The sequence below is a fragment of the Paenibacillus sp. FSL R5-0475 genome (genome assembly GCF_038004585.1).
GTDB lineage: Bacteria > Bacillota > Bacilli > Paenibacillales > Paenibacillaceae > Paenibacillus_AQ.
Genome location: NZ_JBBORK010000001.1, coordinates 5,730,182 through 5,745,312, shown reverse-complemented (window position 1 = coordinate 5,745,312; position 15,131 = coordinate 5,730,182). Strand labels below are relative to the sequence as shown.

Below are 15,131 nucleotides of genomic sequence, written 5' to 3'. Positions count from 1 at the left end.
TCAAGGTGTCTTTTTATTTTTCCTCATGAACTTATCAGTTTCTTCAACAGTCTCCCCGCAGATTTTACCCGTGGGCGCTTTAAATGCTCCTGTACATAGCGATAGTCTGTTAATTCAACACTAGCATCACGAATCGCATAGGTAAAATCATCATCAAAGGGTAGACGATATTCCCAGACTCGCTTCTCCCAATGTGGTATATTTGCAAGCATCCACGGATCGTCGATTCCGGGATGAATATAGGTTTCACTAACACCATCGGGTAGCGAATACATCTTGGCGATAATGGATTGTTTGAAACGATCGTACGTCTCACCCTCTTCCACACCAAAAGGATGCGACAACAAGTAATCAGGAATCGGGACTCCAAGTGTATCGGCCAGCCCGGATCCAAGTGCAACAGGACGTTCAATATTTTTCAGCGATCCCAGAAGAGGATCCTCTGGATGGATGTATCGAAAGAACCGTGATGGCAATTTCCAGCGCGAAATTCTCCACAACGTCTGCGGGAGCAAGCTGCGTCCCGTTTCCATGCCATATAAACTTCCCATATGGTTGTCTACATGACTAATCACTATTCCGGATTGTTTCACTCTCTCATACTGCGCAACAATCTCCTTCAGCACAGCTTTTGTCTGTGCCCCCTGCTCAAACTCTTTTACCGTCTTATATTGATGCCCACCATCGTCATGTAGTGAAGAGTCCCACGTCAGGCTGCTCCAGCGTAAAGCCTCAAACTCACTAGTCATCGTCAAATGAAGGCCCACATTTCGTTGTTGCCTACGGCTACACCATCTAGCCGCCTCCTCGAATCCAGGGGCCACCGCCATTATCGTCGCTGAAGATACTTTTCCCTCTTCTAATAGATGCATAATCGCCTGATTCATGGCAGGGCTTTGCCCAAAATCATCACAATTGATGATTAATCTTTTGCTCATAGTCAGCATCACCTCTCAATTGCCCCGTAAATGTAAACTTAATAGTAAAAGATATGACAACAGATATCGCTAGCAGACATAACGGCACCACGCTTATTAAATACCTGAACGTTGCTTCTGGATCAGACCCTGGGTCATCGCCACCCTTGTAACCAAAGATCATCCCTACAATGAAAAAAGCCAGCGCCGAGATTAATCCGCTCGAGCGAGTGATGAATCCACTTACCGCGGTATAGATGCCTTCTCTTCTCAGACCTGTCTTCTCCGCATCCTCATCAATAATTTTGCCACCTACGATTGCCGGGGTTACTAGAAATCCTGCTAGTCCGAAACCGACAACGATGCCAGCGGCCACACCACTTACAAGATCATACCCGAACCATAGCGGAATGACAGATAAAGCATATAGGATAAGCGATAGCCGCCATGCCTTGACCCCATCCATCTTACGAATGATCCAGTACCACACAAACACTAGCGGAATGACCGAGACAAAGACAGCTGCGAGCATGATAGACACCTGTGCTTCTGAGATATGTAGTACATATTTTGCATAAAAAGGAATCATCGAGCTTACAAGTCCGTTAACCGTTTGGGCAAAAGAGTTCGAAATATTAAACACCCAGAACTTCTTATTCCGAATCGTCTCCCGAAAAGCCGGGATGAGCTTCAACGGTTCAGTCTTAGTGGTCTCTTTCTTCTCTTGGACATTCATCATACATAAAAACATAAACACGCCGAAGACACAGGCATACACAATAGCCATATTAGAGAAGTTAATTGCTGCGAAAAGTTTTGGCGTTAGAGCCGTACCGATTAACAGAGCAACCACTTGATACCCTTGCTGAATCACCGAGGCTTTTGCCCGAATACGATCTCCACGGAAGAGCTCCGGAAGCAGTGCGCCATAGTTCACCCACAAGACCGTAGCGACAGCCTCATAGAAAATAAGTGTCACTAGAAACCAAGTGAAGAGTCCATTTTCAGATAATCCGCCGGGTGGAGAGAACACCAGCACAAACGCCAGCATAAATAGCGGAATCGAGCCGAACACCCAGGGTCTACGCCGACCATAGCGGGTATTTGTGCGGTCTGACCAGTATCCAAACAGCGGATTATTCACCGCATCCCAGATCAGAAAGATTGTTCTGGCCAGTGTAGCAAGTCCAATGCCCAAGCCCAATTTCTCCACATAAAAATAACTGTAAAAAGAACTAAAAGCCTGACTGGGAACCATCATCGCAAACATCCCTAAAGCAAAGGTGTACGGCGAGTTCATCCATTTATGCTTCACTCACATACCTCCCATATGGTAATCGTCTAATTGTAATATATTACCACATTCTCTGGGAGTGTAGGGATAAAAAGTCTAAGAAATAGCGAAAGGGGATGTCCTAATAGCCATGAACATTGGCTATGGAACATCCCCTTCTGAATACTTAATGGAGCCAGAACAGCAGCTATGCTACGCCGGATATCCTAGTTATAAAAATACGATCATGGACAGGATGAACATAAAGACTACACCCACAAGCATTGGCACAGATGTGCGTTTTACAATCTCAATCGGATTCTTCTTAACGGAGCCAGCTACAATAAGAACAACGGCCGCGACTGGAGAAACTGCTCTAAACAGGTTACCTGCAAGACCCATTGGCACTGTAACTGCAATTGGGTTAATACCCGCAGCGTTAGCAAGAGGAACCAATAAAGGAATCATCGAATAGAAGAGCGCCGTACCGCTACCGCTCAAAATAACGATTAGAGCAGTCAAGGCAACGAGAATGAGTGGAAGAATAAATCCAAGGCTGGAACCGTGAATACCAGTCATCGCTGTTTCCAAGGATTCAATAAGTCCAATTGATTTCAATCCAGTAACGAATACAGAAGCCGCAACCAGCAGAACAACAATTGGAACCGCGCTGCCCATGCCTTTAAAGAAATGCTCTGTACCATCTAACACTTGCTTTGCATTCCTTTTACGGATTAATTCACAAACAATCGCAATAGCGAAAGATAATAAGGCAACTACCTCAACGCTTATATTAATAGTCATACTAGATGCAGATTGAAGTATAAATACTACGATCAAGAACAGGATAGGAAGCACTGGCAACAAAGCGTAAACCGTTGTAAACAGCTTTCCACCTTCCACTAGCTTAACATCCCTTAGTTCAACTTCTGCGTGTTCTGTGTCGACGCCCATCTTTTTATCCATACGTTTTTGCCAGAAATAATGTACACCAGCCATTACTAATAATGTAGGGATGGAGACTAACGCGTGGTAACGGAATACATAATCTGTTACGGTCAAACCTGCATACTCAGCATATTGTGCTAATTCAGTTGCAATTGCCACGTTATCCCCGCCCATTGGCGTTGGTACGATGGTCGCAGATGTTGCAATAATCGCAGCTGCGGATAACGTTGACATTCCAGCTTTTTTCAACACAGGGAATAATGTTGCAAGTAAGATTATAGCCAGGTTTGAGGCACTAGGTATTACAAGAGACAACAAATTTCCTAGCAAAAAGACTACTGGCACAAGAATATATACCGATTTAATTTTACCTAGTGGTTTCGTTAATACATTGACGGTCACATCATTCGCATTAATATAGGACATGTATGCTGTATATCCACCAAGAATAAGAATGATAAAACCAGCAGATGTGAGTGACGATTTAAACTGGTCCGCTATGGCTACCAATGGATCTAACCATACAGCACCCGAAGATTCAAACCCTTTAGCACTTATTCCATTACCCATTAGTATTCCAATGAACATTAGAACAATACCAATGAAGAATAGTGTAATCTTAATATCCATCTGCTTTATTAACATATATACAATAATAACAATCGCCAGAATCGCAGAGCCGTACATGATTATGTCCATCGCGCTGTCCCCCATTTAGTTGGTGTTAGTTCGTTAGTTGCACTTTCTCAAGCTATCTAATAGCCATTCTCGAAATAATTGCTGATCGATATCAAGACACACTTTGGCATTATTAGGTCTACCTAAATATCCTTTCAAATCAACGATTGTAGTTCCTGCTGTCATACTGCCGTTCAGTTCGATATCCACGTGAGCCTCAACCGTTTCAAACATTTCTGGTTTTAACAAATAGGCAATGGCACAGCTATCATACATTTTTAACCCGGTCTTCATGCTGCCGCCACGGTACCGCTGAAAGAGGCTGTGAATCATTTTCCCAACATCGTTCATGTTTTCTAATTGGGCAGAGTCTTCTGGTAATACAAGCGCTTTCCATCCAACGTCTAAACCAGCCATAACAATCGGAAGTCCACTATCAAACACAATTTTTGCAGCTTCCGGATCCACATGAATATTAAATTCAGACATTACCCCCATATTTCCTCTGGAGGCTGATCCCCCCATTAGAACGATATCTTGAATGTTATTTTTTACCTCGGGATAAATTTTCAACAATAATGCAATATTCGTAAGCGGTCCAATCGGAACAAGCGTAATCGGGGTTGTACTTTCTTTAATCACCTTATACATGGCATTAACTGCATTCTCTTCAAGCAAAAGATCATTTGTAGGTTCTTCAAAATCAAAACCTTCCATTCCGCTAACACCATGCACATTACTCGCATCTTGAGGTGTTCTAATCAGCGGGGCAGCCGCACCCATGGCAACGGGAACTTCCTTTTTAAAATATTTCAGCAGCTTTAATGCATTGTTTGTTACTTTGTCTACGCCCACATTCCCTGCTACAGTTGTGATTAGCTTGACATCAAGTTCTTCACTATACAAAGCAATAGCTATAGCTACTGCGTCATCAATCCCAGGATCTGTATCAATTATAATTGGTCTTTTTAACATATTATTTATCCTCCATCGGGTTATCAATTTTATATGATTTATCTACAAATTTAACCATTCCGTGGCCAAAATCCTGATTAGGACGTTGAATAAATCCGAATTTCTCGTAGAATTTCTCTGTATTCGGCGTAGCCATTAAACCTATATATGCGTTCTCGCACGCTTTTTCCTGAATGTAATTCATTAAGGAATGCATAATAGTATATCCAATTGATTGCTTCTGGTATTCAGGATCAACTACTACATCCTTAATGAAGAACACAATTCTATCGTCACCGACAATTCGACCAATACCAATTGGTTTATGATCATCGAATATAACAACTGAAAATAGCGTCTTCTCTAAGGCCTGTGCGACATCTTCTAATGAATATTCTTGAAAATCTACTTTTCGGCGAAGCTCAGCATACATCTGTGGTGTTAATGCGTTTGGTTCTTTTCTTAGCATTAAAGAATCGCCTCCTAGTATACCCTCAGCCCATGAATTGTTTCAGCTCTTTTAATAAAGGCATCCCTCCTTGAGCACCGACCCTGCACCCATGGTATCTACTGTTTGAACCTCTGGCGCTTTGATGAAAATATTTTCTCCATTTTTGTAATAAATAATTCCATCTTTTCCGTTTGTGACAATTAGCTTTTCTTTGTACTTTTCGCGAAAACCAAGGGACTTCATAAGCATTTCTGCTTCTTGCTCGTTTGGAGAAATAATGACGGATGAGACTCCTGTTGAGGTATGTGGAACCGGTTCCACATTCTTAAAAAAAATATGATTCCTCTTTAAGATGCGACAAGTATATGTGATTTTATGATTGTCCAAATCTAGGTAACCGGTTACATATATCATATGAAATCGCATTCATTCTGTCAAAGGTAAAAATTATCATAAAAAGTAAAAGACACCCTAAGATGTCTTTTACTTCACTACACCCGTTACACCATGTTTTTATTTCAGTGGCTTCCACACCCAGTTCTCTATTTCTGGTAAATCATTTCCCTCTTCACGAATGTATTGATGATGTTTCTTAAGGATCGCATCCATTTCATCCAAGATGGTCTTATGTTCATCCGCATCAGACAAGCTGAGAATAGTCTCCTTCGTCAGGTCAAAGCGATCCATCTGATTCAATACACGCATATCGAATGGAGTTGTAATGTCCCCATTCTCACGGTATCCATGTACATGCAGGTTATGGTTATGACGCTCAAAGAAAAAGTCTCTAATCAGACCTTCATAACCGTGGAAAGCGAAGATAACAGGTTTGTCTTTTGTAAAAAACTGATCAAACTCTTCGTCAGATAAGCCACGAGGATCCTGTTTTCGACTTCTTAGTTTTAATAAGTCCACCACGTTGATATATCGAATCTTAAGTTCAGGCAGTTTCTCATGCAGTATGGAGATTGCTGCCAAGCTTTCAATTGTTGGTTCTGTACCTGCAGAAGCAATGACAACATCCGGCTCTCCACCTTGATCGGTGCTTGCCCAATCAATAATCTTCAGGCCTTTTCCAACCAATTCTTGTGCTTCGTCAGCACTAAACCACTGTAGTCGCGGTTGTTTGGACGTAACGATTAGGTTTATTTTTTGACGGTCGTTTAAGACAGTATCAAAGACAGCCAGCAAGGAGTTCGCATCCGCAGGTAAATACTCACGGATAAATTCAGACTTCTTGTCAGCTAAGTGACCTAATATCCCTGGATCTTGGTGAGTGTAACCATTGTGGTCTTGTTGGAATACGGTTGAAGTTGCCACCACATTTAAGGATGGGATATCTGCACGCCAGCTTTGATCCTTTGCCTTACGCAGCCATTTGAAATGTTGAGTAATCATAGAATCGACCACACGCAAGAAAGCTTCATAACTTGCAAAGAAACCATGACGGCCAGTCAACACATACCCTTCAAGAAAACCTTCTGCCTGATGCTCGGACAATTGAGAATCGATAACACGTCCATAAGATGAGAGAAATTCATCATTTGGTTCCTTAATTTGATCCAGCCATTGCCGGTTGGTTACTTCAAAGATAGGTCCCAGACGATTAGACATCGTTTCATCCGGTCCGAAAATTCTGAAATTGCGATTTCCTTCGTTAAGAGTAATAACTTCCTTCAGGTATTTACCCAGAACAGACATATCTTGTGCAATAACTTGACCTGGTACGGAATTATCAAGCGCAAAGTTGCGGTAATCTGGCAAATGCAGGTCTTTAATCAGGTTGCCGGCGTTAGTTACAGGATTCATTGCCATACGGCTGTCTCCTGAAGGCAGGATCTCGGCAATTTCAGCTTTCAAACGGCCATTGTCGTCGAATAACTCTTCCGGTCTATAGCTGTTCAGCCACTCCAGCAACGCTGGCGCGTATTTCATATTTTTTTGGTCAACCGGAATTGGCACTTGATGGGCACGGAACGAATTATTAATGGGCACACCTTCCCATTGTTCTGGACCTGTCCAACCCTTAGGAGAGCGGAAGACCAGCATTGGCCAGACCGGACGAGTAAGATCATTGTTCTCACGCGCATTTTTTTGAATCTCTTCAATTCTTTCGACGATAGTATCGAGCACCTTGGCCATTTCTGGATGCATTAGATCAGGATCTTCACCTTCAATAAAGAATGGTTGCCACCCCATACCTTTAAAGTAGGCGGTAATTTCTTCTTTCGATTGACGAGATAAGATCGTTGGGTTACTGATTTTGAATCCATTCAAGTGCAAGATCGGCAGGACCGCACCATCGGTAACTGGGTTGATGAATCTGTTGGAGAACCATGAAGTAGCTAGTGGTCCAGTTTCAGCCTCGCCATCGCCAATCACAACAGCCGATATCAAATCAGGATTATCCAGTATGGCACCGACAACATGAGAAAGAGAATAACCTAATTCGCCGCCCTCATGAATAGAGCCAGGTGTTTCAGGAGCGGCATGTGAAGCAATCCCACCTGGGAATGAGAATTGTTTGAACAATTTCTTCATACCTGTGATATCATGCTTAATCTCAGGATAAATTTCCGTGTAACTACCATCCAGATAGGAATTTGAAACCATAACCTGACCACCGTGACCAGGACCTTCAATATAGAACATGTTCAAATCATATTTAGTAATTACACGGTTCAAATGGGCATAAATAAAATTTTGGCCTGGAATAGTGCCCCAGTGTCCGATGGGCTTAATCTTTAAATCTGCATCCTTCATCGGCTCCTTTAACAACGGGTTATCTTTCAAATACAGTTGACCTACGGAAACATAGTTGGTAGCACGCCAATAGGCATTGAGTTTTTCTAAATAAACTTTTGATGAGTAATCACATTCCATGGATAATACCATTTTTCCACTCCCAAAATTTTATTATTTTTGCTTTTACTTTGCCGTATTTTAAATATCATTAAAAATATAGAGACACTTTTTTCGATAAGGTTATGCTTGATCGCTTAACTCTATTTTGTACAAAACAAAAAAAATAAGACCGAGAAAAATTCCCCAGTCTTACTCTTAGTCACCGATATCTATAATGGAATTAGGGCATAATTTCAACCGGATGGATCGGATTCTAGAAATTTATTCGTTATTTTCGACGACGAATGTTCATGCGATTATACATCACTAAACCGGCGATGACCATCCCCAGCGTACCTATACTACTCGCTACTTCAGTCTGCATACCAAACAAAATACATACGTTAGTCACCAGGCTTCTCGTAAGCAACGCGACAATAATTAGCATGATCGGACGCCAAAAGTTATATCTTCTCATTTCAGTAACACTCCTAATCCATTTTTCTTAAGCGCTTAACCTAATTTGTCTATATGTATTATAGCATAAGTAAGTAACCGCATACATTTTACGTAATCCTAACAATTTTGATCTAATCAGAGCATAATTCAGCGCCCAACCCCTTTGTTCGTTCGACTTTAGGTATAGACTTATCATTTTTTACGGATTATAATAACAAACGAACACCAAAAGACGAACATTAAGGCGGAAATCATGACTGAATATATGCAAATATTCCTAGGCACTTCATTTTCAAGCAAATCACCAAAGGAAATTCAAATTTTAAAAGACCATCTCTACTGCATTAATACAGATGGAATGATAGAAAAGATCGTTTCACCAGAAGAACCCGACTATCAAACTTTACTAGCTACTTATCAAGACCAAGACAACTTCCATCGATTAGCTGAAGGTCAGTATTTGTTGCCTGGCTTTATCGACTTGCATGTTCACGCCCCGCAGTGGGCTCAATCTGGAACTGCATTAGATATTCCACTCTATGATTGGTTAAATACGTACACCTTCCCACTGGAGTCTAAGTTTTCGGACCTGGATTTTGCTAAAAAGGTCTACTCTGATGTGGTTGATACTTTACTCGCGAACGGAACTACTACAGCCCTTTATTTTGCAACGGTGCATAAAGAAGCCAGTTTACTATTAGCCCAAATATGTGCGGATAAAGGGCAACGCGGACTCGTTGGAAAAGTGGTAATGGACGACCCTCAAGGAAATCCAGAATACTATCGCGACACTGACACCGGCACCGCAATTAAAGATACAGAAGAATTTATACTAGCGGTAAAAGAACTAGCCAAATCTACTAAGCAAGGCGTTTATCCAGTAGTGACACCTAGGTTCATTCCTAGCTGTACAAATGAGGCTTTGCAAGGTTTAGGAGACTTAGCCGCCAAATATGATACTCATATTCAATCGCACTGTAGTGAAAGTGATTGGGCACATGGTTATGTACAAGAACGATTCCAGAAGAACGATGCTTTTGCCTTGCATGATTTCGGTCTACTCCGTGATAAATCTGTAATGGCACATTGTAATTTTTTAGAAGAAGAAGATGTAGAGTTATTTGCGGAGACAGGAACGGCTATTGCGCATTGTCCAATATCAAACGCTTATTTTGCCAATAGTGTCATCCCTATCGCTCATTTCCACTCCAAAGGTGTAGAGATTGGTTTAGGGTCTGATATTTCTGGCGGTTTTTCACCTAGTCTCTTCGATAACATAAGACAAGCTGTAATGTCTTCAAGAATGCTAGAGGATGGCGTTAATCCTTCCCTTCCTGCACAAGAGCGTGGATTATTAGGATCACGGATTAAGATTGATGAAGCTTTCTATCTTGCTACTGCTGGCGGTGGTAAAAGTTTAAGCTTACCTATCGGTCGGATACTAGAAGGCTATACATGGGATGTTCAAATTATTGATACGAAATTACCATCGGCTAGATTGCCTATTTTTGATGGGAATGAAGATTTAGAGGACGTGTTTCAAAAGATGATGTATTTAGCTCGACCTGAGAATATCCGTGAAGTCTGGGTACAGGGTGAAAAGGTTCATTCACGTTAAGGATCGATAAAACTAGAAAATATAAGGTGGGCATCTGAGTGGAAACACAAGCAAACGTACAAGATCAAGCGCCATTGAAGTCACAACTATTAACCGTTCTACCCGATGAAAAAGTTTCCTTCGGTAAATCCATCATCCTAGGCTTTCAACATGTATTGGCAATGGACGTTTATGTAGTTCCTTTCCTGATTGCAATGTTAATCGGCTTACAACCGAATCAGTCAAGCGCGTTGATTCAATCTACCTTTATTGCTGCTGGACTTGCAACGATTGTGCAGACTTATTTCTGTATGAAGCTTCCTATCGCGCAAGGTCCATCTTATGTTCCGCTTGGTGCGATTGTCAGTATTTATGCCGCTAGTGGCGGCGGGGAGCTGGGTTGGAGTTCCGTGTTAGGTGCCAGCTTAATCGGTGCGGTTCTAGTTATTATTTTGGGCTATGTCGGGATCTTTAATAAAATCGTTAAGAACTTTATCCCACCCATTGTAGGTGGTACGATCATATTCATAGTTGGTCTTTCTTTATTACCTGTTGCTATAAGAGACAATATCTATGGAGCTTCAGGCGCTTCAATCAATCAGAACGTTTTGTTAGCCCTTATTTCAGCAGGTACACTCCTTTTATTCGTGATTCTCGGTTCTATGTTCCGTAATAAAGGATCGATCTTCCGAATTATTTCCGTCATGATGGCGTTAGTAGTTGGATGTATCTCTGCTAACATGATGGGTGTGTTAGATTTCTCAGCGATTAGCAAAGCGAACTGGTTTAGCATGCCGCGTATCGCTTTTGTAGATTTCGGATTCTCGTTCAACTTTTCGGCTATTATCACCATGGTTATTATTTATCTCGTACTGCTAGCTGAAACAACAGGTACCTGGTTTGCTGTCAGCAACGTAATCAATAAACCTTTAACAGACGAACATATTAATAAAGGGGTTATCGGTGAGGGGATTGGCTGTCTTATTGCTTCTGCACTCGGTTCAACACCTGTTACAGGCTATTCTACCAATGCGGGCATTATCTCCATCACAGGTGTTGCCTCCCGCCGGGTTTTCCTCGCAGTAGGAGGATGGTTTGTCCTCTTCGGTTGTTCTGGTAAATTAGCTGCTCTGATCTCTTCCATACCATCCGCTGTAATCGGCGGCGTCTTCGCTATCGTCTGCGGGATCATTGCAATTAATGGTGTGCAGGTGATGAAGAACGTAACCATTGGCGAGAAAGAAATGTACATTATCGCAATACCGATGATTATCACGTTAGCTTTGGTACTCATTCCTGGCGACTACTTGCATTCCTTACCTTCATTCGTGCAATATTTATTGGGCTCACCTATACTAGCGGCTTCATTGGCTGCGATCTTATTGAATAAATTATTGCCTAGTGGAAAATAGAACGTAAAATGCTAGATCTTAAAACGGGCATCAAATGATGTCCGTTTTTTACTTATTTCCTCAGCTTATTGGGTAATGGAATATGCCTAATTGACTCAATGGGATGATACAGTAACATCCATGGACCTGAAAAACGCATAACCCCTTTTATTCTTTGACGATACTCCGGTTTATAACAATGAATAGGGCATTTAGCACAAGCCGTTTTCACTTCCCCGAACTTACAATAAGCTAACCTCTTCAGAGCATAATCGTTTAGATCCTGACATTCGTTGCAAAGCCCCTTATGGTGATGTTTTTTCTTACAATATATACGAATCATTTTCGTGACAATATCTTGTTCTTTTTGAATTTTAGGACCTTCATTTAACTGTCGGTTCACCTTTATTGTCATTTATGAGCCCCCTTGTAACTTATACAATAAGATCTCATCTAATTATAGAGGAAAAGCAGTCCTTCTTTTTTTACATTTCTAAGGATTTTTATCATACTACACACCCGAGGCGTTATTTCGTTATACTCATAATTATTTTAGAAAGGCTGTAACGTTTATAGCTTTTTACGGATATATAAAGTGAGGAGGTGAACGGATGCAGGACAACGAGGAATTATACAGGGAATATTCAACCCAAGTATATAAATTCGTATTTAGTTTTTGTCATAATCACTTACTGGCAGAAGAAATCACCCAAGAAACCTTTTATAGAGCTATAAAGTCCATACACAAATACGATGGAACCTGCAAAGTATATGTATGGCTTTGTCAGATTGCTAAGCATGTGTGGTATCAGGAACTGGACAAGCAGAACAAAAGGAAGACTTGTGAATTAGAAGACCCTCCTTTTTCTAACGCAAATTCAACAGAAACTGAGTTCATTTTAGCTCAAGACAAAATGGAGTTATTTAAACAGCTTCATTTACTTGATCCAAATACCAAGGAAGTATTGTATCTGCGTTTGACCGGAGAGTTCAGCTTTCGGGAAATTGGCGAAATTCTCGGAAGGGATGAAACCTGGGCAAGAGTTACCTTTTACCGTGGAAAACAAAAATTAATGAAAGGAAGATCTTCATGAAATGCGAGATCATTCAGGATTTATTGCCCTCCTATATCGAAAAGCTAACCTCTTTACATAGCAACGAAGAGATTGAAAAACATCTGCAAACCTGCGAAAGCTGCCTTCAGTCATATCATGAAATGACCGCAACAGCAAATCTAAACGTGCCTATTGTTGATAAAGAAGAGGTTAACAATCTTAATTATTTTAAAAAGGTGAAATCAAAAAACATAAAGGTAATCGTCCTTTCCATCTTATCGGTAATCATACTGGCTGCAGCTCTTATTGGACTTTTTGTGATTGGCTTCCCTGTGTCCTCTAAAGATGTGACTATCGATTATCAGAAGACAAAGACTCATTTGGAGGTTCATCTGACTTTGGAAAACGGCAAGGACTTGGTGTTCTCAGGAAAAACTAAATTTATCCGCGATGAAAATAATAATGTGATCGGTTCCGAAACTAAATATACCCCTAGAGGCTTGATTCATAATCCCTTTGATGATGTAGGAAAAAAAGTTATGTTGGGGACGGAGATTCAAACCGATCTGGATTTTCCAAACAAATTTATCCTTGAATTCAAAGATAAAACTATGACGTTTATTAATGGCGTTTTGGTGGAGTAGACATTGCCGTTAAACGAAAAAGACACCCTTTAAGGTGTCTTTTCTAATACTCCATATGGAACTTAGTACATGTTCATACCTCTATGATGAGCGAAGGACTTGTCTTCTCATCCACATTGTTGCAACCCACTTTTCGCCTTTGATCACCGGCGTACCTGCATGCAAGGTGGACTGGTTTAATTCATGATTATCGTAAAAATATTCAAAGTAGACCGCCATACCTTTATTAGGACTCACTGTTAAATTAAGCATAGGGAAAGCTGTTTCTCCACCTTCCTCCACATCATTCAAATACATCACGAGCGTACTAATTCGATTATTGCTACTTGCTCGACTCGTTTGTGTGAAGAAATCATGATGGGGTAAATACTCTTGGCCAGGGATATACAGCAGAACTTGCAAGCCATCACCATGCTCGATAGGAATATTCATAATTTGAGAGAATCGTTTCTCGATTCTTGTAACCGTCTCATTCTCCTCACAGAACACACCACTGCTCGTTCTAATTGGATTGACCGCATGGTCTTCACCAACTCTTGAACGTTGCAATCGTTGCCTAGAATATTCAATTAACTCATTACACTCCTCATCGCTAAGCACATTTCCTAGCAAGACAACCAGCGGTTCCTCATACTTGGCAAGAATTCGAATCTCTCGATCTTCTGTCTTAATCGTATTTCCAGCATGATCAAATATCGTCCGTTCTTTGTCTGTCGCATTCCCTGTCGTATTCCCTATCATCCTTATGCAGCTCCCAAGTTATAACATCCATCGCAAAAAAACATACCATAAAATGGTTTTATTTGCTTGATTAACTTCAGAACATCAAAAGGCTTAGAAAATCAGCCTATTGTTTGCTTATATCGCATTTTTCGTTGATACGTAGATAGCATAACTCCTGCTAGAATGAACAAAGACCCTAATATTTCTACACCTGTAATAGGTTTGGACAATAATATCAATCCCATGATCATAGCTACAAAAGGTTCTAAATTAGATAATACAGACGCTTTTGAAGCATCAACATGGCGAATATTGTTATTCCAAACCAGTGTAGCTACACCATGTACAACAACAGCGGTTCCGATCAGAAGAGCCCAATCCGTAATATTCGAGCTCATTCGTACAGGTGTATCTAGCGAGAAGGCAAATGGGATCGATACAATAAAGCCCACCAGATTCGAATATAAAGTAATCGTGAACGGATCTATTCTTTGTGAGAGTACCCTAGTCATAATAATCATAATGGCGAAGGTTATCATCGTTACAACAATCCACAGTAGTCCTTTATCAAAATGCAAAGAGGAGGATCCCCCTTTTACAACGACAAAATAAATGCCTATGATCGCTAGAATAGACCCCATCAACATACGGATCGTTAATCTTTCCTTTAAAAAAACTGCCGCTAATAAACCAGTTAAAATAGGAGTCATAGCTAAAATGATTGCAGATGTTGTTGGATCAGCTGTTTGCAGCCCTTTAAAAAAGGACCATTGATTAATAAACACACCAATAACACCTAGAGATAAAATTAGGAATACATCCGATATACTCACCAGCTTAAAATTCTTTTTGTAAGCCGTTATTCCTACTAGACATAACACTATAAATAAAAGTCTCAGTGAAGTTAATAGACCGGGGGAGAAGTCCTCAACTAAGATCTTTCCAAACACAAAATTACTGCCCCATACGACTACACAAAAAGTGAGCCAACCATAAGCTTTTAACATTTAAATCACCTTTCAATAATACCGACTCCACAATTTTCCCATTACAGCCTTACGCCAAAAAAAATAGACCCCACCCATCGTAAGATACGGGGTCTATTGTACTGTTGGTTATTAAGCATCGGTTCTTCTTTGTATCAATTATAACCTCCATGGGTTTTTCATGCGCTTAATTTATAGAGGGAATAATATC

The 15,131-nt window shown here is 40.8% G+C and carries 15 protein-coding genes; 4 read left to right on the top strand and 11 right to left on the bottom strand.

Annotated features, from left to right (window positions below):
* Nucleotides 1-23: 23 nt before the first annotated feature.
* The 8 genes from MKX41_RS25800 to MKX41_RS25765 form a co-directional block, all read right to left on the bottom strand.
* A complete protein-coding gene (locus MKX41_RS25800) occupies nucleotides 24-938 on the bottom strand; it encodes a polysaccharide deacetylase family protein (protein ID WP_340973714.1) in 915 nt (304 codons plus the stop codon).
* Complete coding sequence (locus MKX41_RS25795) at nucleotides 910-2,232, bottom strand: MFS transporter (RefSeq protein WP_076286677.1); 1,323 nt, start codon at nucleotides 2,230-2,232, stop codon at nucleotides 910-912. The genes MKX41_RS25800 and MKX41_RS25795 overlap by 29 nt, the downstream gene beginning before the upstream one ends.
* Nucleotides 2,233-2,421: 189 nt before the next feature.
* On the bottom strand, nucleotides 2,422-3,837 hold the full coding sequence (gene dcuC, locus MKX41_RS25790; protein ID WP_340973713.1) for a C4-dicarboxylate transporter DcuC: 1,416 nt from the start codon (nucleotides 3,835-3,837) through the stop codon (nucleotides 2,422-2,424).
* Nucleotides 3,838-3,870: 33 nt separating this feature from the next.
* Nucleotides 3,871-4,791 (bottom strand): ribonucleoside hydrolase RihC, encoded by a 921-nt coding sequence (rihC, locus tag MKX41_RS25785; RefSeq protein WP_340973712.1) that lies wholly within the window; start codon nucleotides 4,789-4,791, stop codon nucleotides 3,871-3,873.
* 1 nt (nucleotide 4,792) lies between these two features.
* Nucleotides 4,793-5,239, bottom strand: coding sequence for a GNAT family N-acetyltransferase (locus MKX41_RS25780; RefSeq protein WP_076286680.1), 447 nt, complete (start codon nucleotides 5,237-5,239; stop codon nucleotides 4,793-4,795).
* Between the two features lie 51 nt (nucleotides 5,240-5,290).
* Entirely contained in the window at nucleotides 5,291-5,635 is a 345-nt protein-coding gene (locus MKX41_RS25775; RefSeq protein WP_340973710.1) for a PfkB family carbohydrate kinase, read from the bottom strand.
* Nucleotides 5,636-5,734: 99 nt separating this feature from the next.
* Entirely contained in the window at nucleotides 5,735-8,116 is a 2,382-nt protein-coding gene (locus MKX41_RS25770; RefSeq protein WP_340973708.1) for a phosphoketolase family protein, read from the bottom strand.
* 238 nt (nucleotides 8,117-8,354) lie between these two features.
* The gene (locus MKX41_RS25765; protein WP_042184077.1) at nucleotides 8,355-8,543 is read right to left on the bottom strand and encodes a hypothetical protein; all 189 of its coding nucleotides are present in this window, start codon (nucleotides 8,541-8,543) and stop codon (nucleotides 8,355-8,357) included.
* A gap of 234 nt (nucleotides 8,544-8,777) precedes the next feature.
* On the opposite strand from MKX41_RS25765, the gene guaD reads away from it, so the two are divergent.
* Together guaD and MKX41_RS25755 are read left to right on the top strand one after the other, a co-directional pair.
* Nucleotides 8,778-10,142, top strand: a complete 1,365-nt coding sequence (gene guaD, locus MKX41_RS25760) for a guanine deaminase (protein WP_340973706.1) — start codon at nucleotides 8,778-8,780, stop codon at nucleotides 10,140-10,142.
* Between the two features lie 38 nt (nucleotides 10,143-10,180).
* Nucleotides 10,181-11,533, top strand: coding sequence for a uracil-xanthine permease family protein (locus tag MKX41_RS25755; RefSeq protein WP_076286682.1), 1,353 nt, complete (start codon nucleotides 10,181-10,183; stop codon nucleotides 11,531-11,533).
* Nucleotides 11,534-11,585: 52 nt separating this feature from the next.
* Here MKX41_RS25755 and MKX41_RS25750 read toward each other — a convergent pair whose 3' ends face one another.
* Nucleotides 11,586-11,927, bottom strand: coding sequence for a nitrous oxide-stimulated promoter family protein (locus MKX41_RS25750; protein ID WP_076299956.1), 342 nt, complete (start codon nucleotides 11,925-11,927; stop codon nucleotides 11,586-11,588).
* Between the two features lie 196 nt (nucleotides 11,928-12,123).
* Here MKX41_RS25750 and MKX41_RS25745 point away from each other — a divergent pair, with 196 nt between their 5' ends.
* Nucleotides 12,124-12,606, top strand: coding sequence for an RNA polymerase sigma factor (locus MKX41_RS25745; RefSeq protein ID WP_042184069.1), 483 nt, complete (start codon nucleotides 12,124-12,126; stop codon nucleotides 12,604-12,606).
* Nucleotides 12,603-13,211, top strand: a complete 609-nt coding sequence (locus MKX41_RS25740; RefSeq protein WP_340973705.1) for a zf-HC2 domain-containing protein — start codon at nucleotides 12,603-12,605, stop codon at nucleotides 13,209-13,211. Before MKX41_RS25745 ends, MKX41_RS25740 begins: the two co-directional genes overlap by 4 nt.
* Before the next feature lie 81 nt (nucleotides 13,212-13,292).
* Here MKX41_RS25740 and MKX41_RS25735 read toward each other — a convergent pair whose 3' ends face one another.
* Both MKX41_RS25735 and MKX41_RS25730 read right to left on the bottom strand, forming a co-directional pair.
* A complete protein-coding gene (locus tag MKX41_RS25735) occupies nucleotides 13,293-13,949 on the bottom strand; it encodes a 2OG-Fe(II) oxygenase (protein ID WP_445671348.1) in 657 nt (218 codons plus the stop codon).
* 104 nt (nucleotides 13,950-14,053) lie between these two features.
* Nucleotides 14,054-14,941 carry a DMT family transporter gene (locus MKX41_RS25730; RefSeq protein ID WP_340973702.1) on the bottom strand — a complete coding sequence of 296 codons (888 nt, stop codon included), beginning with the start codon at nucleotides 14,939-14,941 and terminating at the stop codon, nucleotides 14,054-14,056.
* Nucleotides 14,942-15,131: the final 190 nt, after the last annotated feature.

Bases quoted from the DNA above. Each gene is read 5' to 3' on its own strand.
- MKX41_RS25800 (WP_340973714.1), bottom strand. From the start codon at position 938: ATGAGCAAAAGATTAATCATCAATTGTGATGATTTTGGGCAAAGCCCT.
- dcuC (WP_340973713.1), bottom strand. From the start codon at position 3,837: ATGGACATAATCATGTACGGCTCTGCGATTCTGGCGATTGTTATTATT.
- rihC (WP_340973712.1), bottom strand. From the start codon at position 4,791: ATGTTAAAAAGACCAATTATAATTGATACAGATCCTGGGATTGATGAC.
- MKX41_RS25780 (WP_076286680.1), bottom strand. From the start codon at position 5,239: ATGCTAAGAAAAGAACCAAACGCATTAACACCACAGATGTATGCTGAG.
- MKX41_RS25775 (WP_340973710.1), bottom strand. From the start codon at position 5,635: ATGATATATGTAACCGGTTACCTAGATTTGGACAATCATAAAATCACA.
- MKX41_RS25770 (WP_340973708.1), bottom strand. From the start codon at position 8,116: ATGGTATTATCCATGGAATGTGATTACTCATCAAAAGTTTATTTAGAA.
- MKX41_RS25765 (WP_042184077.1), bottom strand. From the start codon at position 8,543: ATGAGAAGATATAACTTTTGGCGTCCGATCATGCTAATTATTGTCGCG.
- guaD (WP_340973706.1), top strand. From the start codon at position 8,778: ATGACTGAATATATGCAAATATTCCTAGGCACTTCATTTTCAAGCAAA.
- MKX41_RS25750 (WP_076299956.1), bottom strand. From the start codon at position 11,927: ATGACAATAAAGGTGAACCGACAGTTAAATGAAGGTCCTAAAATTCAA.
- MKX41_RS25745 (WP_042184069.1), top strand. From the start codon at position 12,124: ATGCAGGACAACGAGGAATTATACAGGGAATATTCAACCCAAGTATAT.
- MKX41_RS25740 (WP_340973705.1), top strand. From the start codon at position 12,603: ATGAAATGCGAGATCATTCAGGATTTATTGCCCTCCTATATCGAAAAG.
- MKX41_RS25730 (WP_340973702.1), bottom strand. From the start codon at position 14,941: ATGTTAAAAGCTTATGGTTGGCTCACTTTTTGTGTAGTCGTATGGGGC.